Annotated in this window: 20 protein-coding genes and 8 tRNA genes; 2 read left to right on the forward strand and 26 right to left on the reverse strand. The window is 44.5% G+C overall.

Features of this window, described 5'->3' with window-relative positions; genetic code table 11:
* Positions 1 to 353: 353 nt before the first annotated feature.
* From AC4PM4_RS26620 to AC4PM4_RS26635, 4 genes are all read right to left on the reverse strand, one after another.
* Positions 354 to 935, reverse strand: coding sequence for a hypothetical protein (locus AC4PM4_RS26620; protein ID WP_491614925.1), 582 nt, complete (start codon positions 933 to 935; stop codon positions 354 to 356).
* A 400-nt stretch (positions 936 to 1,335) separates the two neighbouring features.
* Positions 1,336 to 1,554, reverse strand: coding sequence for a hypothetical protein (locus tag AC4PM4_RS26625; protein WP_269054126.1), 219 nt, complete (start codon positions 1,552 to 1,554; stop codon positions 1,336 to 1,338).
* Positions 1,555 to 2,496: 942 nt separating this feature from the next.
* Complete coding sequence (locus tag AC4PM4_RS26630) at positions 2,497 to 3,285, reverse strand: TrmH family RNA methyltransferase (RefSeq protein WP_090810572.1); 789 nt, start codon at positions 3,283 to 3,285, stop codon at positions 2,497 to 2,499.
* Positions 3,286 to 3,386: 101 nt separating this feature from the next.
* Positions 3,387 to 4,049: a potassium channel family protein gene (locus AC4PM4_RS26635; RefSeq protein ID WP_064635682.1), complete on the reverse strand. Its 663-nt coding sequence runs from the start codon at positions 4,047 to 4,049 to the stop codon at positions 3,387 to 3,389.
* Between the two features lie 184 nt (positions 4,050 to 4,233).
* Between AC4PM4_RS26635 and sspI the strand changes: the two genes are divergently transcribed.
* Positions 4,234 to 4,467 (forward strand): small acid-soluble spore protein SspI, encoded by a 234-nt coding sequence (sspI, locus tag AC4PM4_RS26640; protein ID WP_062324046.1) that lies wholly within the window; start codon positions 4,234 to 4,236, stop codon positions 4,465 to 4,467.
* Between the two features lie 220 nt (positions 4,468 to 4,687).
* Here sspI and AC4PM4_RS26645 read toward each other — a convergent pair whose 3' ends face one another.
* From AC4PM4_RS26645 to AC4PM4_RS26705, 13 genes are all read right to left on the reverse strand, one after another.
* A complete protein-coding gene (locus AC4PM4_RS26645) occupies positions 4,688 to 5,488 on the reverse strand; it encodes a hypothetical protein (protein WP_491614926.1) in 801 nt (266 codons plus the stop codon).
* A 249-nt stretch (positions 5,489 to 5,737) separates the two neighbouring features.
* Complete coding sequence (locus AC4PM4_RS26650) at positions 5,738 to 7,321, reverse strand: peptide chain release factor 3 (protein WP_063566161.1); 1,584 nt, start codon at positions 7,319 to 7,321, stop codon at positions 5,738 to 5,740.
* Positions 7,322 to 7,679: 358 nt separating this feature from the next.
* A complete protein-coding gene (locus AC4PM4_RS26655; RefSeq protein ID WP_053783291.1) occupies positions 7,680 to 8,078 on the reverse strand; it encodes a DoxX family protein in 399 nt (132 codons plus the stop codon).
* 402 nt (positions 8,079 to 8,480) lie between these two features.
* Positions 8,481 to 10,031 (reverse strand): glucose-6-phosphate dehydrogenase, encoded by a 1,551-nt coding sequence (gene zwf / locus AC4PM4_RS26660; protein WP_090810576.1) that lies wholly within the window; start codon positions 10,029 to 10,031, stop codon positions 8,481 to 8,483.
* Between the two features lie 247 nt (positions 10,032 to 10,278).
* Positions 10,279 to 11,016 (reverse strand): YwmB family TATA-box binding protein, encoded by a 738-nt coding sequence (locus tag AC4PM4_RS26665; RefSeq protein WP_491614927.1) that lies wholly within the window; start codon positions 11,014 to 11,016, stop codon positions 10,279 to 10,281.
* Between the two features lie 241 nt (positions 11,017 to 11,257).
* The gene (locus tag AC4PM4_RS26670; protein ID WP_176854774.1) at positions 11,258 to 11,932 is read right to left on the reverse strand and encodes a response regulator transcription factor; all 675 of its coding nucleotides are present in this window, start codon (positions 11,930 to 11,932) and stop codon (positions 11,258 to 11,260) included.
* A complete protein-coding gene (locus AC4PM4_RS26675) occupies positions 11,868 to 12,989 on the reverse strand; it encodes a sensor histidine kinase (RefSeq protein WP_269054132.1) in 1,122 nt (373 codons plus the stop codon). The genes AC4PM4_RS26670 and AC4PM4_RS26675 overlap by 65 nt, the downstream gene beginning before the upstream one ends.
* 33 nt (positions 12,990 to 13,022) lie before the next feature.
* Positions 13,023 to 13,670: a cell wall-active antibiotics response protein LiaF gene (liaF, locus tag AC4PM4_RS26680; protein ID WP_063566167.1), complete on the reverse strand. Its 648-nt coding sequence runs from the start codon at positions 13,668 to 13,670 to the stop codon at positions 13,023 to 13,025.
* A 149-nt stretch (positions 13,671 to 13,819) separates the two neighbouring features.
* Positions 13,820 to 14,527: a PspA/IM30 family protein gene (locus tag AC4PM4_RS26685; RefSeq protein ID WP_491614928.1), complete on the reverse strand. Its 708-nt coding sequence runs from the start codon at positions 14,525 to 14,527 to the stop codon at positions 13,820 to 13,822.
* A gap of 1 nt (position 14,528) precedes the next feature.
* Positions 14,529 to 15,035 (reverse strand): PspC domain-containing protein, encoded by a 507-nt coding sequence (locus tag AC4PM4_RS26690; protein WP_063566168.1) that lies wholly within the window; start codon positions 15,033 to 15,035, stop codon positions 14,529 to 14,531.
* Positions 15,036 to 15,052: 17 nt separating this feature from the next.
* Positions 15,053 to 15,289 (reverse strand): PspC domain-containing protein, encoded by a 237-nt coding sequence (locus AC4PM4_RS26695; RefSeq protein WP_491614929.1) that lies wholly within the window; start codon positions 15,287 to 15,289, stop codon positions 15,053 to 15,055.
* A 4-nt stretch (positions 15,290 to 15,293) separates the two neighbouring features.
* On the reverse strand, positions 15,294 to 15,965 hold the full coding sequence (locus AC4PM4_RS26700) for a PspA/IM30 family protein (RefSeq protein WP_063566170.1): 672 nt from the start codon (positions 15,963 to 15,965) through the stop codon (positions 15,294 to 15,296).
* Positions 15,966 to 15,998: 33 nt separating this feature from the next.
* Positions 15,999 to 16,307, reverse strand: a complete 309-nt coding sequence (locus AC4PM4_RS26705; RefSeq protein WP_062324034.1) for a LiaF transmembrane domain-containing protein — start codon at positions 16,305 to 16,307, stop codon at positions 15,999 to 16,001.
* Between the two features lie 517 nt (positions 16,308 to 16,824).
* Here AC4PM4_RS26705 and AC4PM4_RS26710 point away from each other — a divergent pair.
* The gene (locus AC4PM4_RS26710) at positions 16,825 to 19,182 is read left to right on the forward strand and encodes a helix-turn-helix domain-containing protein (RefSeq protein WP_491614931.1); all 2,358 of its coding nucleotides are present in this window, start codon (positions 16,825 to 16,827) and stop codon (positions 19,180 to 19,182) included.
* A 183-nt stretch (positions 19,183 to 19,365) separates the two neighbouring features.
* Here AC4PM4_RS26710 and AC4PM4_RS26715 read toward each other — a convergent pair whose 3' ends face one another.
* The 9 genes from AC4PM4_RS26715 to AC4PM4_RS26755 all read right to left on the reverse strand — a co-directional run bounded on the left by AC4PM4_RS26715 (position 19,366) and on the right by AC4PM4_RS26755 (position 21,479).
* Positions 19,366 to 20,286 carry a class I SAM-dependent methyltransferase gene (locus AC4PM4_RS26715; protein WP_491614932.1) on the reverse strand — a complete coding sequence of 307 codons (921 nt, stop codon included), beginning with the start codon at positions 20,284 to 20,286 and terminating at the stop codon, positions 19,366 to 19,368.
* A 497-nt stretch (positions 20,287 to 20,783) separates the two neighbouring features.
* Positions 20,784 to 20,862: transfer RNA gene (locus AC4PM4_RS26720), tRNA-Leu, on the reverse strand.
* Positions 20,863 to 20,876: 14 nt separating this feature from the next.
* Positions 20,877 to 20,953 (reverse strand) — tRNA-Arg (locus AC4PM4_RS26725).
* A gap of 6 nt (positions 20,954 to 20,959) precedes the next feature.
* Positions 20,960 to 21,034: transfer RNA gene (locus AC4PM4_RS26730), tRNA-Gly, on the reverse strand.
* Between the two features lie 4 nt (positions 21,035 to 21,038).
* Positions 21,039 to 21,113, reverse strand: a tRNA-Gln gene (locus AC4PM4_RS26735).
* 11 nt (positions 21,114 to 21,124) lie between these two features.
* Positions 21,125 to 21,200: transfer RNA gene (locus tag AC4PM4_RS26740), tRNA-His, on the reverse strand.
* Between the two features lie 28 nt (positions 21,201 to 21,228).
* Positions 21,229 to 21,302 (reverse strand) — tRNA-Trp (locus AC4PM4_RS26745).
* 6 nt (positions 21,303 to 21,308) lie between these two features.
* Positions 21,309 to 21,394: transfer RNA gene (locus AC4PM4_RS26750), tRNA-Tyr, on the reverse strand.
* Between the two features lie 9 nt (positions 21,395 to 21,403).
* Positions 21,404 to 21,479: transfer RNA gene (locus AC4PM4_RS26755), tRNA-Thr, on the reverse strand.
* Positions 21,480 to 21,535: the final 56 nt, after the last annotated feature.

Genomic DNA, 21,535 nt, shown 5'->3' on the forward strand with positions numbered 1-21,535 from the left:
TTCGTAGACATAGCCAATGCCTTGACCAACGCCTTGCTGTGATACTACAGCATCACCAAGTTCAGAGAACCCTTCCTTAACCTTATAATCATCCTTCTGGAATAGTCCTACTCCAACATAAACCGTACCGCTTGCAACCTTTCCAAGAAGCTCCCCCTGTCTTCGATGTGCCCGCTCAGCTCCATCCCCAATTTCTTTAATAGTTTAAAAATTGAATATTTCACCAGCAACCCTAACCGATCCACCATTTAATTTGGCCGTTGCTTTACCAGCGAATGTCCCAAGTTCTTTTAAAATCCCATATCAATCGACTCCCTCTGTTAAGACTATAAGCGTCAGATCTCACAATTTACTTACTTAATCTTTTCTTTAGTTGTTGCGTCAATATCTAAAACACTCAACTCTTTCTTCAATGTCACCAGCCCTGCCACTCCATCAAGGAAATTATCTTGAGCAAGTGCAGTATCCGTATTCATTTCTTCGAGGTCTTCCAGTTCACCTTTGGAGTAAAAGTTACTAAGCCTCCACATCGCATTAGATTTGAAGGTATAAGAATACTCAAAATCTTCTTGAATGCTCTTTAACTCACTTTTTCGTTCTGTAGTTAGCCCTCTTGGAATATCAATATCTTTAATACGATTTGCCGCCACTCTATACTGTCTTTCAGCTTCCTCGATCATCTCCAAATTCGGAATGGTTTCTATCGAAAAATCTTTCAATTCTTCGGCTACTTCATTTCCCAATTTCGATAGACCCTTATCAATTTCATTAACTTGCTTTTCAAATTCAAGGACAATTTGACCTTGTTCTTCAACAGAGCCTTCGCTAAAATGCTGAACAACACTATTGCAGCCTTTAACAGCGAGAATAACCAAGAAAATCAACACGATAATAAAAATAGATCCCCATGTACTACCCGACTTTTCTTTACTCATCTGAATTCCCTCCATGTTGAATGAATGATAGTGTAATTATTAAACGTGAGATTCTACCTTTCTCCCTTGATCATAGCTCCAAATTTTTTCCTCATCTTGCTATCACTCCTCATGTTGTTAATACTTCCAATTGATACCGCTATCTATTATGTCGGCAGTTTAGTAGGTCAAATTTACTATATAGATAACAATTAGTGACGATATTTCGAAATAAATCTCATGTTGACTTGATCTCATGAACGGTAATATCAGGACTATAGGTGAAAATGCGAATTTGGATGGAATAGATGCTTTGTTTAAAACATTAAAAGCCGAATATAATTAGTCTAAAATCCTGATAAGCATTCGGCTCGAAAGTATCGTTTTTAACCAAGAATTTGATTTTTTATGCAAAAAAAGACTACTTGTGATAATCAATTTGGCTTAATTCGTTTTCAAGTTCACTCCATTCAAATACTTCGTCAAACTCATCTAGGACGTCTAACTCGTCTTCAATGTGACCATATAAATCCTTAAACTTACCTCCATATTTCTTTTCATATTCATTAATTTCTGAAACAAGGAAAGTAGTACGTTCTTCCATTGATTGCTTCTTTTTTAGTTGTTCTTTATATTTCATTTCTAAATCGTAATAAATACCTTCTCGCTAAAGGATATATCTTTTTTCAACCTCATAATCTCGCTTACAGGCAAGTTAGTTAATTCAGGTGTACTATCCTCATCGAAACCTTCATTTAATATTCTTGAGGCAATTACTTGTTAAGTTATTTTCTATGTATTAGCTTTTATATCACGTACCTCTTCAAAGAATCTAACGACCGACTTCCCTACTGAGTATTTTTTGATTTTGAGCTATATAGAACCAATTCAAATCAAATTCTGCATATCCATAATCCATTGCATAACTTGCAATTCCACGAATACACTCATTAGAATATTGGACAAGTTCTTTACAATGACTACAGTAATAACAAGGAATATTGTAGATTGTAACTTTCTCATGCTTACCAAATATCTGCTGTAAATTCTGCTGGTAAATCCAAAGTGTGCATCTCTGCTACATTCGATGATATACAGGGCAAGTCATTACTTCTTTAAACCTGATTAAAAACCCTATTACTTTGTAGAAAGATAAAAATAACTGTCCCCGATCCAACCTACCTTAATCCCTTACCCCACAAAGTCTCACCGCCATTTTCGAGATAAAAATTCCTGTCCCAAAAATACTAAAAAAAGCCCTGAAAACTGGAAAGAAACTGGTTCAATTGTGAAGGAAACGACTAATAATTCGTGTCCCTGAAAGGATAGAGAAGTGCCTGAGAAAAAGTTTGAATCAACTGCTTTCAATCCCCAAAAGCCTTGATTAGAGTGGGTTTCTGCTTGATTACCTATTCGGGATTTTGGATGGGAATTCTCTGCTGGGATGATTTTTGGGATGAGAAAAAGACTGGAGGGATTGGTGGCGAAAAGCGGCAACCAAGTTCCAGTCTTTGGTGGTTTGGGGACAGTTAATTTTAGTTAGGGACAGTTAATTTGAATTTGGACAGGAATTATTCATGGGCTAAACCATCCGCTGCCTCATCGCTTCAAACAGCAAAATCGTGGCCGCCATCGCCGCGTTAAGTGACTCTGCCTGTCCCTGCATCGGAATCGTAATTGCATCGTCCACCAGTTGTGCAGTAGACTCCGATATGCCCTTGCCCTCATTACCGATCACAAGCCACACCGTTTGTGTAAAATCATAACTGTAGCACGAATACTCTGCCTGCAAAGACGTACTAACCAACTTTACACCCGCAGCCTTTGCTTCAGGCAGTAACGATTCCAACTGTCCTTCTACAATCGGCAAATGAAACAATGACCCCATCGTTGAACGGATCGTTTTCGGATTATAGACATCGGCACAACCGGCACCGAGCACAACACCTGCCGCTCCCGCTGCATCCGCACTGCGAATGATCGTTCCCACATTACCAGGGTCCTGAACATTGTCCAATACAACGACCAGCCCCTTGGAGGAAGACAACAAGCTTTGCAGCGGCTCACGACCTTTATGTACAACGGCAAAAACAGGTTGGGGGGTCATCGTATCCGTACACTTGGCGATAACTGCAGGAGATACACTGATCCATTCCACACGCTGAAGTGGAGCCTCCAGTCCAGCCAGTTCCTTGGGTACACCCTGCTCCCCATCGTAAACGATGCATTCCAGATCTGCCCCGGCACGCAGCGCTTCCTGTACGAGATGAATACCTTCAATAATATATTTATGTTGACGGGTACGGTGCTTTTTCTCCAGCAGTTGTGCCCATTCCTTCACACGTGTATTTTGCGGTGATACAATATCCATCTTTCCATCCTTCCCGTCTGCGGGATTTTTTATCAACATGTTACATGACGAATTGAAATTTCCCGCCTAAAGATTGCTTCATCATCCCATCATTATACTTATCACTTTGGATACGCAAGCTCCATTTTCGTCAAATGGTCCTTGTGACCAACGATGATCAGTACATCCCCGTCCGCAATCCGATCCTCCGCATACGGAGAGATATTCATCGAATTCCCACTGCGGATCGCCATCACGTTGCAACCGAAACGTGCACGAATATTTAGCTCCAGCAGATTTTTACCAATCATTTGCTCGGACGCTCTCATCTCCAAAATGCTGTAATCCTCAGATAACTCGATGTAATCGAGAATATTTGGAGATGTCAGATGATGGGCTACACGCAGTCCCATATCCCTCTCAGGATAAATTACCTTGTCCGCTCCGATCTTCTGCAATACTTTACCATGAAGCTCATTTTGTGCTTTTACAATCAGAACAGGTACACCCATATCCTTCAGAATAAGGGTCGTGAGAATACTCGACTGAATATCTTCACCAATCGCCACAACGACGACATCAAAATTCCGTATACCCAGCGCCCGCAGCGCTTCCTCATCCGTTGAATCTGCCGATACGGCATGAGTCACCACATTGGACATTTCCTGGGTCCGCTGCTCGTCCGCATCAATTGCCAATACGTCGAATCCCATGCCACTCAGGGCATTGGCTACACTTGATCCGAACCGCCCCATGCCAATGACGGCATATTGTTTTTTTGCCATTAGGGTCTAACCTCCCGCTGCACTTCAGCATTACGCATCTATTGGTAGTCCATTTTTCAATTAAAGGGTGAATGTTTACTTAAATATCCTTCGTAGTATACCACAAAGCCCAATAAACTTGAATGCGCTCACGCTTCCCAGGGAACAGTATTAGAGCAGCCGAATATACGAGGAGGGACTTGCGATGCCAATTACATTAAGCCTGCGTGAAGCGATTGTTCATAAGGTTCATGATAAAAGTGATGATCAGCTCCGGGAGATGATCGAAGGTTCTGTAGATGGACCGGAAGCAGCATTACCCGGACTTGGTGCCATTTTCGAAATGATCTGGAAGAACACGGAACCTGCCAAGCAGGAAGAATTAATTCAAATCGCGCAGGAGCATCTGCACACCATTCCCGTTCAACCCATCAGATAATTGAAGCCTTGGAGGGAAAGGTACCATCATCACGTTGTTCTGTCTGCAAAGAAAGATTTTGGCTCATTGGTCTGGATGATGCCTTGCTCCAAGAGCAAGACAGTTATCTCCCTGTAGACTAATTAGGCTCCCCAACCAAACAAGGTACAGCCACTGAGCAAAACTCAGGAGGCAGTACCTTGTTTGTGTATACTAATGTTTTAGAAAAGGAAAAAGCGGTTCAATTAAATATTTTAGCGATTTTATCAAACAAAGCTGATATTTCTTCATCTCCAGCAGTGGATGTATCCGTATTCCCCCATGCATTCTTAAGTGAAGCCAGAAGATCATTCTCATCATCCTCACCCGAAGAGGCCGCCCCTGATCCCGAGCTGGTAATGAGACTTTGCAACTCACTCAGCAAGGATTTCTTTTCATCAACAGTAAGCTCGTTGTTCATTGTGTTATCTTGGTTCTGCTCGTTAAAATCTTCTTGAATATTCCATGCAAATGGCGGCATAATCCCACCCATAGCTTGCATCATTGGAGGTGTTCCATTGCGATCAGAACGCGATGAATCATTTGCTGGCGGAGGTTCAGGGCGTTGGCTTTGAATGATTTCAGCTACCTGGTCAAACAGATCGGAGATATCCTCGTCCGTTGCTGCTGAAAGGTTCTGACCGGATAACAAATCAGATATTGAAGCCAACGGGTTCACCGTGCTGCCAGTAATCTCATCTGTTACTTCTGAAGCATCCGAAGAAGACAGATAACTTTGCAGATCAGATAACAGAGATTTCTGTTGATCCGTCGTCAGTATAAACGCGTCCTCGCTTCGATTGTACGTTCTGCTGTAGTTTTCTGTTGGGAGTGAGGACTGTACCCCTCCAGCATATTCTGCAAATTCTTTGCTTAATTCAAGTGAATCAGCAGCCTTTCTTTGCGCAGTGTCGTAGTCCAGGCTATTTAACTTGTTTTCGTTTGCCTTTACTGAATGATCATAGGACGTTGTGATCGAATGCCTGTTAATGGATAGTGACAAAATAGATCTCCTCTCTCTGTGTACATATATGAGTAGCCGTACCGTACACTTCAATTTAATCGGTTGCCAAACTGAATTTAACCTGAGAGCCGACTGAATGATGACTGAATGTTATTCTCCCTTTTTCCCTATGCGGGTGAAACCTTAATGAGATATAAACGCTGGGAACGACAAAAATGACCTAAACCCCTCTGATCAGGGATTAGGTCATTTGTTTCTGCTGTCTTTACTAGTTTAGGAAGAAACGGCTTATGGAGCTGTCTCCAGGAATTTCGCCGTCGGGTTTTTGTCCATTGCGGTTCTCATCGCGTATTCATTTTCGAACAGGACAACATAATTACCCTTTTTATCTTTCACCAGGGTGGAGTTGATCCGGAATTTACTTGGGTCCAAGTTCTCGTCCACGATCCAGCGCGCGAATTGATAAGGCATGCGCTGCAATTGCACGTCTACCCCATACTCGCCCTTCATCCGGTATTCAAATACTTCGAACTGGAGTTGACCAATTACGCCGAGAATGGTCTCGTCGAAACTTACGGTCTGGAACACCTGAATGGTTCCTTCCTCCGTCAACTGGTCAATCCCTTTTTGGTACTGTTTATGTTTCAACGCATTCTTCACGGTAACTTTGGCGAAAATCTCTGGTGAGAATGTTGGCAATTCCTCAAATATAACTTCGCTGCCTTGGCTCAGTGAATCTCCAATCCGGAAGATACCTGGGTCGAACAAACCGATAATATCGCCTGCATACGCCTCTTCCACAATATCCCGGTCTTGTGCCAGGAACTGCTGTGGTTGGGACAACTTGATCTCTTTGCCCACACGGTTATGCTTCACACTCATCCCACGTTGGAACTTGCCTGACACAATACGCAGGAACGCAATACGATCGCGGTGTGCAGGGTTCATGTTCGCCTGGATTTTGAAGACATAACCGCTGAATTTCTCATTCGTCGGCTGAATCTCTCCTGCTGTACTACGACGAGGTTCAGGCTTCGGTGCGAGTTGCAGGAAATTCTCCAAAAACGTCTGCACGCCGAAATTATTGATGGCACTACCGAAGAATATAGGTGTCAGTTCCCCACGCTGTACTTTCTCCATGTCGAACTGGTCTCCCGCTACATCAAGCAGTTCCAGGTCCTGACACAGTTGATCATGCAGATACTCCCCTGCCATCTCGCGGATAATCGGATCTTTGTAGCCATCTACTTTTTGTACTCTAATGGTCGAATGATCGTCCCCTTGGAACAATTCCACCTGATTTTTCATTCGGTCATATACACCGCACAGCTCGCGACCTGTACCAATTGGCCAGTTCATCGGTACAGAGCGGATACCCAGTACATTTTCGAGTTCTTCCATCAGATCAAACGGGCTTTGTCCTTCACGATCCAGCTTGTTGATGAACGTAAAGATGGGAATACCACGCTTCGCACAAACCTGGAACAATTTGATCGTCTGTGCCTCGACGCCTTTCGCCACGTCAATCAACATCACCGCGCTATCCGCAGCTGTCAGTGTACGATACGTATCTTCACTGAAGTCCTGGTGACCTGGTGTATCCAGAATATTGACACGATGATCCAGATAATCAAACTGCATGACGGAAGATGTAACCGAGATCCCCCGTTGCTTCTCAATTTCCATCCAGTCACTTGTTGCATGTTTGCTTGCTTTCCGAGCTTTTACTGTACCGGCAAGACGAATCGCGCCCCCGAACAGCAATAGTTTCTCGGTCAATGTCGTTTTACCCGCATCCGGGTGAGAGATAATGGCAAACGTCCGGCGTTTGTCCACTTCCTGTTGAAGAATGTTATCTGCAGCTTTGCTCATAGATTCTATCCCTTTCGTCCGTTCATTCACGTTAATCCGGCGAGGCCGGTCTACCATTCAATCTTTATGCAATCCGGCTATGCCGGTTGATTGTACATTCGCATTTCGCATATGAGGCAATTAAGCATCCTATGTTAATTTTACACATTTACAACGGAGTTCATCCTCCCTAAGCATTGTGCTTCCATTCATGCCGTAGACCTGATTTAGTATCCAACTTTCCTATTGTACCATAATCTTTACCGAAAATAACCGATTACGTACAGCAGATTCTTCTCTTTTCCGATTGCAAAAAAAGAGCACCCTTCCGCCATCATTATGGCATCCAGGTACTCATTATTCATTTCGCTTGCCCCTCTTAGAAAATTAATGCGTCCAGTGCGTATTGTCCTCCACCTGTCAAAGCTAGTGCTACACCAACCACCAGGATCGCAAGGTTATATTCAAATCCGTTTTGCGTGGACCAGTATCCGTTCGCACCATGAACCTTCACAATCGCAATAACCATAGTCAGAGCAATCAGAATGCCGCCTACCGGTGTGAGCAAACCCAGAGCCAGCAGCAATCCGCCGCCGAATTCAGCCAGCCCTGCCAGTAACGCAACCAATGCGCCGGGTTTCATCCCCATCGATTCAAACCAGCCGCCCGTTCCCTTGATTCCATATCCCCCGAACCATCCAAACAATTTCTGAGCCCCGTGCGCCATAAACGACAATCCAATCACCAAACGAATCAACAACAATCCTACATCCAACATTTTCTTTTCCTCCATTCAATATATACAAAATAGTATTCTTAGATTAAAGATATTATGCTAAATTTTTTTCTTCATGAATGTATTTCGTAACCCCTTCACGTGGTTCACATTTTATCTCATGAATAATGTACGTTTCCGATTCGTCATCGGGTTTCGTATGTCTTTGCGTAATCTCTTTATCTCTTGAGTTGAGTATAAGTTATATACTTACTTTTTGTCAATAACTTATTTTATTATATGTAAAGTTTTACACCCCTCACTTCTCCATCGTAAAAAAGACCTGACAAGAGCGCATCTCTGCGTTCTTCCCAAGCCTTCTTTATAACAGTGTTAGTCTTTTCACCAATAGCATGACTTTGATCTAATCAAAACCTCAGCCAATCGTGAGTGTTACTCCCACGATTAATTGTTCACTTGCCAGACGACACTGTCTTCGTCCTGACCGTTCACCGGCCACCAGTGGAAGCCGTCCTGTTCCAGCAGTTTGCCTGTTGCTTCAGGACCCCACGTACCTGCCGGATACGTGTGCAGCTCACCATGATTCTCCGCCCAAGCCGCCGCAATCCGGTCAACGAAGGACCATGCTGTAGCAACTTCATCCCAACGGGTAAAGTAGGTGGAGTCTCCTTCTGCTGCATCATGCAGCAGACGTTCATACGCCTCCGGCGAGTTGATTCCAATCATACAGCTCTGACAGAAGTCCATCGCCAGCGGCTGAATCTCGGAGTCGGACCCCGGCTTCTTGGCATTGATTTTAATATAAATACCTTCCATCGGATTTACCCGAATGACGAGCAAATTCGGCTCCAGTTTATACTTTTTGCCCAGATAGACGTTACTCGGCATGGATTTGAATTCAACCACGATTTCGGTCGTTTTCACCGGAAGGCGCTTGCCTGTCCGTATATAGAACGGCACACCCGCCCAGCGGAAATTATCCACAAATACACGTGCCGCAAAGTAAGTCTCCGTATTGGATTCCGGATCAACCTTGTCCTCCTGGCGATAACCGGGAAGCTGCTTGCCACGATACTCCCCTTCGGTATACTGCCCGCGCACAACATTAGTACTCACTTCTTCATTCGAGGTGAACGCACGCAGAGAACGCAGTACCTTAACCTTCTCATCGCGGATGTCCTCTGGGAATAGGCGGCTTGGCGGCTCCATGGCAATCATCGTCAACATCTGCAGCATATGGTTCTGTCCCATATCGCGCAATGCTCCCGAATGATCGTAGTATCCACCACGTTCTTCCACACCAACCGTCTCTCCCAGAGTAATCTGAACGTTGGCAATATGTTTATTGTTCCAAAGCGGCTCGAAAAAGGCATTACCAAAGCGAATAACTTCGATATTCTGTACCATTTCCTTGCCCAGATAGTGGTCAATGCGATAAATCTCTTCCTCACGGAACACTTCACGAATCTGCTCATTCAGATGCTCCGCAGATTGCAGATCATATCCAAATGGTTTCTCAATCACCAGTCGATTCCACCCGCGGCTCTCCAGCATTCCACCATCACGCAAACTATATGACACGCTGCCGAAGAGCTCAGGTGCCAGCGCCAGATAGAACAGACGGTTACCCGGTGTGTTAAACTTCGCTTCCAAACTCTCTGTCTGCTCACGTAATTCTTTGAAACCGTCCACGTTATTGATATCTAGTGATTTATACTCAAAATGTTCGACAAAAGCGTTCCACTCATCGGGTTCCCCCGCTGGATAGCGGCAAAACTCCTTAATGGATTCATAGATGTCTTCCCGGAATTCTTCTGGTGACCTCGGACGACGCGCTACACCAATAACCGCAAAATCTTCGGCTAACTTACCTTCGCGGTAGAGACTGTAGATAGCCGGAAACAGCTTCCGGCGGGCCAAATCACCCGTTGCTCCAAAAATGAAAAATACTGCACCTGGTGTCTGCACTTCATCTTGCATTTGTTTTTCGACCATGGGCTCCTCTTTCTTTCCGGGAAGACATCTCCACACTCTCCCCGAGCTATGTAATGGTGTTATATACGCAACATACAACCGTCAATTACCAGCAAATTTCCTTCTTGGATGTGATGCCATTTTAGCATAAAGCCCCATGGGTTGCACTAATTTTCCTGAGAAATGTTATCAATATTTTTCCACAATTCATGGAAATTTCATCTATAAAAATTCATGATCAAACTTATAAATCTGCTTTAATATTGCATTAATATTCAATCGTGATCACCGGGAAACCTACTGTAACTCGATTGGTCCCCTTTTCATCATCCTGATGGACCGCCAGCTGCATGTTCAAGAGATGCGTACCGCTTTTAATCACTATGGGCAAATCCGATGCCTCATATGACACGCTGGCAGTGCTGTTATCCGTATAACGTTCTATCGCTTGCATATTCATATCTCCAGACAGCTGTTGCTCGATTTGCTGCAATTGACTGCTGGCGCCACTTTCCATTGCTCCTGTGCCCTGCACAGCGAAATTCCAAGCCGCCTTCATTCCGGAGTCTGTGAGCAACTGGGATACTTGTTCATGCAATGTGATCAATAAACGTTGGTCCGTATGTTCATTGCCTGATAACTGGACGATCGCGTAGTATTTATTTTCCCCCGTAACGACAACATTGACCAGAATGCCTGCTTGCTGAGCATCAGCAACCATCTCACTACGATAAACATCATGCCCCGTCTGAACACCGCGTTCAGGCTGTTGCAATCCTAGCCGATGAGCAAGCAGCTCCGCCTGGTCTTTTGCATCTCCACGGCCTTCCCCTTGCCATTTAATGACTAAACGCTCCACATGATCGATTGCTGTATCGGCGGTCTTCATTAATTGTTCCAGCTTGCCTGCTTCGGATTCCGTCTTCTCAGCGTACACATGAGTCATGCCTACAAGTATAATGATTGCTAATGCCAGTATGCCTGCTGTCATCCATCGATTTAACATTCGAATCCTCCGCTCTTTCTTACATTCTATGAATCTATCAACAGCATGCCCCCATTACTCATTTGCTAAACTTCTTTTTGGCACACAAAAAAAGCCCTATCCACCATCTTCATGGCTGATCGGACCTTATATCATCTTATGGCAGAACAGACTTTCGAATCGTGCTCCACCGATTGCTTAACTTCACTTGGGCACTCAACAAACCAATAGTGCATACCTCAACCTTCACACGCTTCTTTTTCTATTCCGCAAGTCCATTCTTATAAGCATAGATGGCTGCCTGTGTACGGTCATCCACGCCCAATTTTGCTAGTATGTTCGTGACATGGAATTTGACTGTCTTGATCCCAATAATCAGATCATCTGCGATGTCCTGGTTCGATTTGCCTTTAGCGACTAACCGGAGTACATCCATCTCCCGATCAGTCAATTCATCATGAGCTGGTGCCACTGCCTGCGGCTGTCGGAAACGATTCATCATTTTGGACGCCACTTGTGACTCCAGAACCGATTGCCCCCGAGCTGCAGCACGGATTGCATCTGCTACCTCATTGGCTCTGGATGTTTTCAGCAGATAACTGAAGGCTCCTGCCTCGATAACCGGATACATTTTTTCATCATCCAGATAACTGGTCAGCACAATGACCTTGCATTCCGGATACATTTTGAGCAGCTGCCGGGTGGCTTCAATTCCGTCCATCCCTTCCATGACGAGATCCATCAGGACAACATCAGGCTTATACTCCTGTGCCAAGCGAATACCTTCCTCACCGCTACCTGCTTCCCCCACCACTTCAATGCCATCTTCGGTATCCAGCACCGCAGCGAGGCCAATACGTACCATTTCATGATCATCCACGAGCAACACTTTGATCGACGTTTCCACTTCCGTCTCCGTTTCTATTCCCGTCTCCATTGACATGTTCTTCCCCGCTTTCATCGTTCATCAAAGGTATTGTAATCTCAATTCGTGTTCCTTTGCCCGGCGCCGTTACAAATTGAATGGCTCCGCCAATTTCAGTCACACGCTCACGCATATTGGTCAGACCATAGGAGGCCTGTTTCTGATCGTCGAGATCAAATCCCTGACCATCATCACGAATCAGTACCCGAATGGCATCTATCCGGCGCTGAAGTCGAATTTCCATCTTTTCTGCCTTCGCATGACGTAATGTATTGGACATCGCTTCCTGAATAATACGGAACAGATGATTCTCAATGCCTTTGATCAAATGAATGTCTTCATCCATTTCGAGCACAATGTCCATAGGTACTTTTGTTTTTAACTCCATCACAAGATCACGCAAACCTTGTTCGAGATGTTTACCCTCCAGGTAGACAGGTCGCAAATGTAATAGCAACGCCCGCATCTCAGATTGAGCTACCGACGCCATCTCTTCAATCAGGGCCACCTGCCGCTGGGCACGTGCAAAATCCTTTTCCATTCTTCGTCCAACCGCTGTTGCGGTCATGGAAATGGCGAACAACTGTTGCGACACGGCATCATGCAATTCTCGTGCCAACCGCTGCCGTTCCTCCACAATGGCCGTTATTCTGGCTTGTTCAGCAAGCTGTGCATTATGAGTAGACAATCGCTGGAGCGAAGATACCTGATCTTCCCACTTTTTTCCGATACGTCCAAGCTGCTCACTTAATCGCCCGACATCATCAATGCCGAGGTCCGGCACAGTACGTGAAAGTGACCCCTTTTCCCATTGCAGCAGCGTCTCTCGCAATAGTTCAAGCCTTCGTTTGACCCGGTAACTCTGATAGAAGCCGAAGGCCGCACCCATACCGACCAAGAGCAGCAGTAACGCTAGACCCGATTGAATCAGATGTCTCCATCCAGCAAACGGAGCAAGATAACCATATGTATACAATACATACAAGATTACAATGAGCACAATGAAAACAAGGAGGATCCCTTCACCCATACTTCGGGTTACCATGTCGGTATGTCGTTTTGTCTTCATCCGGGTCTCCTCCTTCTTCACCTATTTAACTTATTACGGATTACTGATGTTTAGGTCGCCAACAATATAAGAAATGACAAATTTTGCTTTATGTTCACTGGACTCATATCCAGGAGTTCTCCATACCAATTTGTTCATCATGCCACTATCCTGCTCTCCATTCAGGCTAATCCGTCCAAAGAGTACCGATGCCTCAATTTCAACACCATAATCTTCAGGCAGTATCAGACGAACATTCCCCATAACTCCCTGCAAAAGTACAATCGTTTGTTTCTCTTCCGGGAGGGAAAGTGACAGATCTGCATTAATCTCACCCATGGCATGCCATAGGCTCATACTCCGCAATGTCCATGGTGCTTGATCCCAATAGTACCGGGCCATGAAGTTTTGCTTGCGCATGATATTCCCATCTAGATGAATCTTTTTGTTTTTGGAATAAAAATAGGCCAGCGAAGCCAGTACAATCAAAAATACAATCATTAGATTATCAAGCAACAACAGTGCGGCACCGATACCGAGGTATCGATAACCTTTGTGTGTGTCCCCCTTACGAACTTGTACCATACCTATCGTTAACAGAATCAGTGCGGCGACGGTCAGTAGGTTAATATTTCGGTTCAGTAACATCAGCATGCCGATCACAATGATTACAACAGCAAGCCATTGACCCTTCTTATTCATCTCTGCCGCACCTCCTCTGTAAGTTAATCTTCCCAATTCGACGGAAAAGCCATAGCAGGCTTTAAACACCTGTATGGCTTAACCTTTGTTCTAGAAACCGTTCTTTATTCACGATTTATAGAATATCATATTGTCTGCTGAGCGAACAGTTATTCTTTTGAAGTACCGCCCGTTTCATTTTTGGAACCATTGCCAATTTTGTTTTTCAGAGCTTGCAGCTGTTGATCCACTTTGAATTGCTTCTCGGTATCTACAGGGTTAGTGTACGTAGATTGTGTATTACGATAAGGTGCACGGCTCACATCAGCTTCAGCTTCCATTTGCATGATTTTCTCTTCCATGCGGTGGAATCCAAGGGATGCACCACCACTCTCGATCGAGTGCAAGCTGTTGATTTGAGACATTTGTTTTTTGGCTTTCGCCATCTGTGCACGGGATACGAGTTCATTACGTTTGTTACGCATTTTGTAGAACTCATCTTTCATGTCATGCAGCTGTTGCAGCAAATCTTTGGCTTGAGCTTCGGATTGAGCATGAAGTTCTCTGTATTCCGTAATTTTTTGATCGAAGTAGATTTTCTCTTCCAGCAATTTACGAGCCACTTCTTCCTGACCATTAGCCAGTGCAGCCTCTGCCTGAGACTCACGTTGTACCGATGTACGTTCTGCTTCGTCCAGACGCTGCTTCATGCGACGCTCGTTCGCCATTTGTTTGGCGACTGTTACCTCTGCCTCATGAATTTCAGCCTCCATGTCACGCAAGTACTGGTTCAACATTACAATCGGGTCTTCCACTTTATCCAACATATCATTTACCGACGCTTTAGTCATATCCTTAATCCGTTTAAATACTCCCATTTTACTTTTCTCCCTTCTCGTAACGAGATAATTTTTGGCGAAGCTCTTCAACTTCTTTTTTCAATGCTTTTTTCTCAATATCTTTCATCATGGAATCAAGTTCACTTTCTTGCTGTGACCCTGCTCCGTAGGCGTTATTGTCGTAAGAACGTGGACCAGACTGAGGTCTGCTGTTGTATCCTGGGCCAGGACCAAAGTTTCCAGGGCCTTGATTATGGTTGTTTTGGAAAGGACCTCTTGGCGGCTCGTGATCAAAGTTGTTGTATCCTCTACCAGCGCCAGGACCAGGACCCGGACCATAGCCGTATGGATCATAAGGTGGATATGGCTCTTTTGGCACCACCAGTGCTGCGATGAAGTAGATTAACAACGACGTGCCGCCAGTTACGAAGATACTGATGACGAAGATGATACGCAGCAAGGTTGAATCCATGCCGATCGACTCGGATATCCCACCACATAATCCTGTCAGCATCCGGTCACGTGTTGAGCGATATAATTTGCTCATGTGCTTACTCCTTTCGTTTACTTGTATCCTCTTACGTGATCAGCACCATAAGTGTATGGATCAGCGTGATAGGGTTCTTTTGGCACTACCAATGCAGCGATGAAGTAGATCAACAATGATGTACACCCCGTAGCGAAAATACTGATGAAGAAAATGATACGCAGCAGCGTGGAACTAAATCCAAGATTTTCAGATATGCCGCCAATCAAACCTGTCAGCATACGATTACGCGATGAGCGGTAAAGTTTATTCATGTGTCTACTCCTTTCTGTCATTGTTCAGCTTTTGTTTCAGCCGTTCCAGTTCTTTGTCCAGCGTAGAGGATGACATGGTGCCAGACGTACCTGACCCATCCTGACTCATCCGCCGCAAATCCCGGAGACTTTGTGCCTCATATTCGAGATCAGAAACTTGATCGTCCAGCCGGTTGAACATACGGGGTACATTCTGACCGTTGTAGTGACCTCTCTGATTCATTCGTTGCTGCAATTGAATCGTCTGCATACGAGCGTAGTAATATTGGCGTTTGCTATATACATTTTGATACTCCACTTTCAGTTGGTCGATCTGTTCGTCCAGTTCCTGTAAAGCCGCGTTGCTTTGTGCGTATAATTCATTGTATTGCTCCATTTTTTCCTCGTGGAGGATTTTCTCCTGTAAAGCAAGTTTAGCTAAATGCTCCTCGCCTGCTTTCAGAGCCATGGAAGCTTGTTCTTCCCGTTTGTGTACCATACCTGCTGCCTGATCCGCTTGTTGTTTCATTTGTCTGGTATGGCTTGCATATTGATGACGAAGCTTCTCGGCTTCACCGATGTCTTGGCGGGTCGAGACCAGAAACTGATCAATCAGTTTGACTGGATCCTGACTTTGCTCCAGATGTTCGTTTAAATTAGCTACGGTAATGTCCCGCATTCGACGAAATACACTCATTTTGTCTGTCCTCCTTATCATAATCGTGAAAGCTTAGTAACGGCCACGACGACTGCGATTATTACTCAACATGGAGAATCCGAAGATGATTAACCCAATCGCGATGATCGGTCCGATCAGCCAGGCTAGTTTACCCAGCAATGAGAGGATACCGATGAAGAGAACAATCCATCCAAGCAGTACATTTCCTCGTTTAACTCCGTAGTAGCCAAGTGCAATCATCAGGATCGGAATTAGATAACCCATTAAATGTCCCAGTAGAGGAGTTAACTTCCCGAAGAGGAGGAGTGCACCCAATGCAATCAGTACAACCGCCCAGCCATTTCCTTTATTCCATCTCATAATTATTGTTCACCACCCTTTCGGTTCGTTAATTTTGGTTTGTGTGTTTGTTCATTTGTTTCTTGTTTAACCTTATGTCCTTATTCTAGGGGAAACTGCGACTTTTCAAAACAGACCGTGGACGGTTTTTCATCCTAGACTCAGGTCGGGGATCGGGTTGGACCTTTGACTGTCCCAGGATCAGACCATTGGCCACTATACCGAATAAAGGCCTCAGATATCCCTTATTAACCTTCTTCAAAGCCGTTTCACCCCGTATGAATACGACGTCCATACCTCTTATCTACGTTCTCCCTCGACTGACGTTTCCCATTATGCCTTCCATTAAAGATAAAACGACCTCAATTATAACTTGAACGATTTCATGATCTTCATTTCCACTTGAATTTTTATTACTTTTTTATCCAAATAAACAAAATTTAGATTGTTCTATATGTAAGCGTTTACTAAAATAGAAAGTGTTACTAATCCAAAAGTCAGGAGTGGACCTGTGCGATCATTCAGCTATCTACATAAAATGATAGTCTTCGGAATCTTGTTAAGTACCCTGCCCATTCTGTTGACGGGAATCGCCGCTTTTATCTATTCTTCAAAACAATCAGAGCTGCATCGTGCTCAAGCCAATAAACAACTGTTAATCCAAATGCAAACCAACGTAGAGCACAAACTTGCAACCGTAAGCTACATGCTCGATCAGGCCGTTCGGTCACCGGACACGCTCCATTCTCTAACTTCATCATCCTCGGTTCAGGGCACCGGGCCTTTGTTTGCTGAGAAGTTACAGACCGAATTCAAGAATATGAGATCATGGGAGCCTCTAATGGATATTACACTCGTAAATCAGACCCAGGATTGGCTTATCGATCATGCTGGCCTGTACCTGAATACTGATTTCCCAATGGCTCTGCCCATGAAAGACTTATTATCGAACACACTCACATCCGGTTGGCAGCTTACACCATCATCCGTGTTTAACAATAATGAACGCCCGATGAATTCAGGCTGCATTTACCATATTGCACTCGCCAGATCGATACCCGATGTAAATGTTTCTTCTGACGCTGCCCTGATTGCGGGAATTCCCGCATGTTCACTGCAAAAACCACTGGAAGAGGATTCACCAGACAGCTCTAAGGCCGGACTAATCATTTTGAATCGTGAACAACGCATCATGGTCCACCCCGATCCCAAATATATTGGTCAGCCATTGGCTGCAGCAGGAATAAAAGATAGCGAATCCGGTACCAATCTTAGCGAGCTGTTATCTATCCGTGGATTTGCTGCCTCTTCAGGCCAACGGGAGGTACGTATTGCAGATACACGTTACTCGCTGTCCTATACGCATTCTTCTCTAAAAGGGTGGACATATATTCTCATTTCGCCTACGAATATTCTTACTCACGAGTATGTTCAAATTGGGTTGCACACCATGTATATCAGTGTCGCTATGCTACTGCTTTCACTGTTGCTCTCATGGGCAGGCTCGAGAAGAATGGTTATACCCATACGCAAGCTTCTCGTACAACTTGGTGATAAACGCTTATCCAAAGGTAACTTGGAGACCAATTCTACCCTTCATATGGATGAATTTGAGCAAATCAGAGCTGGCGTTTCACAGCTGTCTGCTTCTCGATCCCAACTTGAAAGCAAATTGAATCAGTATAAGTTGCAGATCCGCACTCATTTTCTAATCAACCTGCTTCTGGGAAAAAATGCTCCATCCACTCTTCATGACACACTCAGAGAGAATGGTTATGGTACACAGCTTCAAGAGTGGCAACAAATAGCCGTCATTGCAGTCCAGGCTGATCTTATGAATCACACCAAATATCATGCCAAGGATCGTGATCTGTTGCTGTTTGCCGTTCAGAATATACTGGAGGAGAGTGTTTATGCAGAACAACAGTTACTTCCTGTCGTATATGAACAAGCCGTCATTACAATTATCGGTACCCCTGAGCAAGATCGTGTTCGCTTTTCACAGCATCTGTATACGTTAACTGAACAGCTACAACATCAAATCAGTGGGATCCTTAGTCTCCAGGTAAGCATTGGCTTTAGTCAGCCCCACGCCTCCCTATTTCAGATACCGCAAGCTTATACGGAGGCCCTTGAAGCGCTCAAGCATCGAATGAAACTGGGAGCAGGCATCATCTTTCAATTTGAGGCGATCGATAATCGTACCTCCCATTGGGCACTGCCATATCCAGAATCACTGGAGTATACGCTGATTCAGGCTATCCAAAATGCCGATGAAGCCCAGGCCTCCTCTCACCTCCATCAGTTGCTTGAAGTGCTGTTCGGCATGGAATGTACACCGGAAGAATATCAGGTAGCACTTACCCGATTGTTAACACATATTTTGCAGATGATGCAGGAATCCGGTATACGATTGGGACAGATCTCCAAAGGCCATGGGTCTATCTTCAATGAACTTCATGCTCTACAGTACGCAGCTGAGGTTGAGCAATGGTTTAATAATTATATCATCATACCGATCATTCTCATTTTGAAAGAAAGACAGTACGCCCAATATCAGCACATATCCGAGAAAATGATTGCCATCATCCATCAAGAATACGATAAGGATCTGACGTTGGAGGAATGCGCATCCAGACTTCACTACAATGCCAACTACCTAAGTAGTGTGTTCCGCAAAGAGACAGGCTGTGCTTTCAGTGAGTATCTGACGAAGTACCGCTTCAGTATAGCTAAAAAGTGGCTTGACGAAAGCGAGCTAGCGGTCAAGGATATTGCTGCACGGCTTCGTTATAACAACCCGCAGAACTTTATCCGTTCTTTTCGAAAATGGGAAGGGATCACTCCTGGACAGTATAGGGAACGAAAGCAGAAGCCTGATCTATCCATAAAGTAATAATTGGCTCTTTTGGTGATGAAGTATGACGGTTATAACTATTTCTATCTATAGAAGAACGTTTGTTATTTAGTCGAAGAATAAGTTGTTTTATATATGAACATCAAAAGGGAGCAGTATAACTGCTCCCTTTGCTCCCTTAAAATTTCATCTAAATTGATTATTGCTGAAATGGGTCTACTGTTACTTGGGCCGTACCACTTTCATATTCGGTTGCTCCAATTGAATCAGAATTTTACCGAACTTCCCTCCACGTGAGAATGTAACCATACCATCCTTGTAAGTGTCTCTAATATATTGCTCAGCCAGGGCAAGTGAACCTTCATCCGTTGGCAGTTCGTGCGTACTAAGCCACTCCTGAAGCTTATCAACGACTTCCTCAACAGGCATCTCCATATAACTTGTTTCTTTAGTGATCAAGGTGGTGTAAGAATAATCTTTCAGGTACAGCAGCTGTTGTATATATCCCATATCTCCAGCGTTGTATGATGGATAGACACCTAGTACCTCTTTAAGCTCATTTATTAGTGTGTGTTCTCTCGGTCCAGCCATCGTGCTGATATAAACATACTTTCGGGCAGTGCTGATCGCCTGTTCAATCGTTTCCCAATTCGACATTGCCGGGCACATGGATGCAAATGCAAAATCATATTTCTTCTCCCAACCCTTGTCCTGAATCGATATGTCCTCGAACCGCTCTGAAACGATATCAATACTGGATGTAAGGGATGCAGGAATTGTCTCCTTCATTAATGAAACTAACAGTTCAGAGGGCTCTACAGCTGTAACGGTCGCTCCTTTGGTTGCAAAAGGAATCGTAAATATGCCCGATGCTGCTCCAATGTCTAATATCGATAACCCTTCATAAGTCACTCCCTGATTTTCAATCCAGCCTATGATGCGTTCGGATCGCTGCTTTCCTTCTTCAGTAAACGACTGTCGGTGATATTCTCTAGCCCATCGTTCAAACGCTGATTTCGCGTCAAACGCTGTGCTCTTCATATTGTATGTTGAAGCTGTGGACTGATTCTTCCACGCTTCTTCCCACATAGTTAGATCGAATAATATTTCAGAATGCTTGGATATATGTTTTTCCTCAGACACGTTGCTTCCCTCCATTTCTTTTATAAAATATAAATCCGCTCGCAAAAAGGATATTATCTTGTTTTGATAAGCATCTTTTATATGAATTTAAAAGAGCTATAATATCCATAATTATTCAGAATAATATCAGAGACTTTATATGTCTACAATATACTCATTGAAGTTATGCGTCAATACATAAACAACAATAATTCAATCTCCTTCTACAAACTATCCAAGTGCAGAAATTAGAAAGGAAATTGACGCAGTAGCACAGCAATTGAAAGGTCGCCAATTTACAGGTAAAGCAGTACTTTCAATCTAGAGATACCAGAATATCACGTATTGTCCAAGCACATCATGCTGGATTCCCCCTGCAGTAATGGTGTTGTGGTTACCTACGAGATTCATTCAGGAGCCCCTCTTTGCTTAACTGTCGCACGTTCATCTTCAATTCCACCAAATAAAAAAAACTCATTAGATTTTTCATCTAATGAGCTTTTCCTTACTTGCTTGAATACCGGCGAGAGGACTCGAACCTCCACGGTTTCCCACTCGATTTTGAGTCGAGCGCGTCTGCCATTCCGCCACGCCGGCGTATAAAATTATAATGGCGCGCCCTGAGAGATTCGAACTCCCGGCCTTTTGATTCGTAGTCAAACGCTCTATCCAGCTGAGCTAAGGGCGCAAATATTGGAGCGGAAGACGGGAATCGAACCCGCGACCCTCGCCTTGGCAAGGCGATGCTCTACCGCTGAGCCACGTCCGCATAATGGCTGGGGATATAGGATTTGAACCTATGCATGACGGAGTCAAAGTCCGTTGCCTTACCGCTTGGCTAATCCCCATTAAGAAAACATGGGGCGATCGAGGGGAATTGAACCCCCGAATGCCGGATCCACAAACCGGTGCGTTAACCACTTCGCCACGATCGCCATAATACAATATGTTCTTAAAGTTAATTGGCAGGGGCAGCAGGAATTGAACCCACACCAACGGTTTTGGAGACCGTTGTTCTACCTTTAAACTATGCCCCTAAAAACTGGTGGAGGATGATGGATTCGAACCACCGAACCCGTACGGGAGCAGATTTACAGTCTGATGCGTTTGGCCGCTTCGCTAATCCTCCAGGATTACATGGTGCCGGCGAGAGGACTTGAACCCCCAACCTACTGATTACAAGTCAGTTGCTCTACCAGTTGAGCTACACCGGCGTATTAAGTTGTGATAAATGGTGGCTCGGGACGGAATCGAACCGCCGACACGAGGA

The organism is Paenibacillus sp. MDV22-iso6 (genome assembly GCF_058408365.1).

Coding starts and splice junctions, on each gene's coding strand:
- AC4PM4_RS26620 (WP_491614925.1), bottom strand. CDS start 935: ATGAGTAAAGAAAAGTCGGGTAGTACATGGGGATCTATTTTTATTATC.
- AC4PM4_RS26625 (WP_269054126.1), bottom strand. CDS start 1,554: ATGAAATATAAAGAACAACTAAAAAAGAAGCAATCAATGGAAGAACGT.
- AC4PM4_RS26630 (WP_090810572.1), bottom strand. CDS start 3,285: ATGGATATTGTATCACCGCAAAATACACGTGTGAAGGAATGGGCACAA.
- AC4PM4_RS26635 (WP_064635682.1), bottom strand. CDS start 4,049: ATGGCAAAAAAACAATATGCCGTCATTGGCATGGGGCGGTTCGGATCA.
- sspI (WP_062324046.1), top strand. CDS start 4,234: ATGCCAATTACATTAAGCCTGCGTGAAGCGATTGTTCATAAGGTTCAT.
- AC4PM4_RS26650 (WP_063566161.1), bottom strand. CDS start 7,321: ATGAGCAAAGCTGCAGATAACATTCTTCAACAGGAAGTGGACAAACGC.
- AC4PM4_RS26655 (WP_053783291.1), bottom strand. CDS start 8,078: ATGTTGGATGTAGGATTGTTGTTGATTCGTTTGGTGATTGGATTGTCG.
- zwf (WP_090810576.1), bottom strand. CDS start 10,031: ATGGTCGAAAAACAAATGCAAGATGAAGTGCAGACACCAGGTGCAGTA.
- AC4PM4_RS26665 (WP_491614927.1), bottom strand. CDS start 11,016: ATGTTAAATCGATGGATGACAGCAGGCATACTGGCATTAGCAATCATT.
- AC4PM4_RS26670 (WP_176854774.1), bottom strand. CDS start 11,932: ATGGAGACGGGAATAGAAACGGAGACGGAAGTGGAAACGTCGATCAAA.
- AC4PM4_RS26675 (WP_269054132.1), bottom strand. CDS start 12,989: ATGAAGACAAAACGACATACCGACATGGTAACCCGAAGTATGGGTGAA.
- liaF (WP_063566167.1), bottom strand. CDS start 13,670: ATGAATAAGAAGGGTCAATGGCTTGCTGTTGTAATCATTGTGATCGGC.
- AC4PM4_RS26685 (WP_491614928.1), bottom strand. CDS start 14,527: ATGGGAGTATTTAAACGGATTAAGGATATGACTAAAGCGTCGGTAAAT.
- AC4PM4_RS26690 (WP_063566168.1), bottom strand. CDS start 15,035: ATGAGCAAATTATATCGCTCAACACGTGACCGGATGCTGACAGGATTA.
- AC4PM4_RS26695 (WP_491614929.1), bottom strand. CDS start 15,289: ATGAATAAACTTTACCGCTCATCGCGTAATCGTATGCTGACAGGTTTG.
- AC4PM4_RS26700 (WP_063566170.1), bottom strand. CDS start 15,965: ATGAGTGTATTTCGTCGAATGCGGGACATTACCGTAGCTAATTTAAAC.
- AC4PM4_RS26705 (WP_062324034.1), bottom strand. CDS start 16,307: ATGAGATGGAATAAAGGAAATGGCTGGGCGGTTGTACTGATTGCATTG.
- AC4PM4_RS26710 (WP_491614931.1), top strand. CDS start 16,825: ATGATAGTCTTCGGAATCTTGTTAAGTACCCTGCCCATTCTGTTGACG.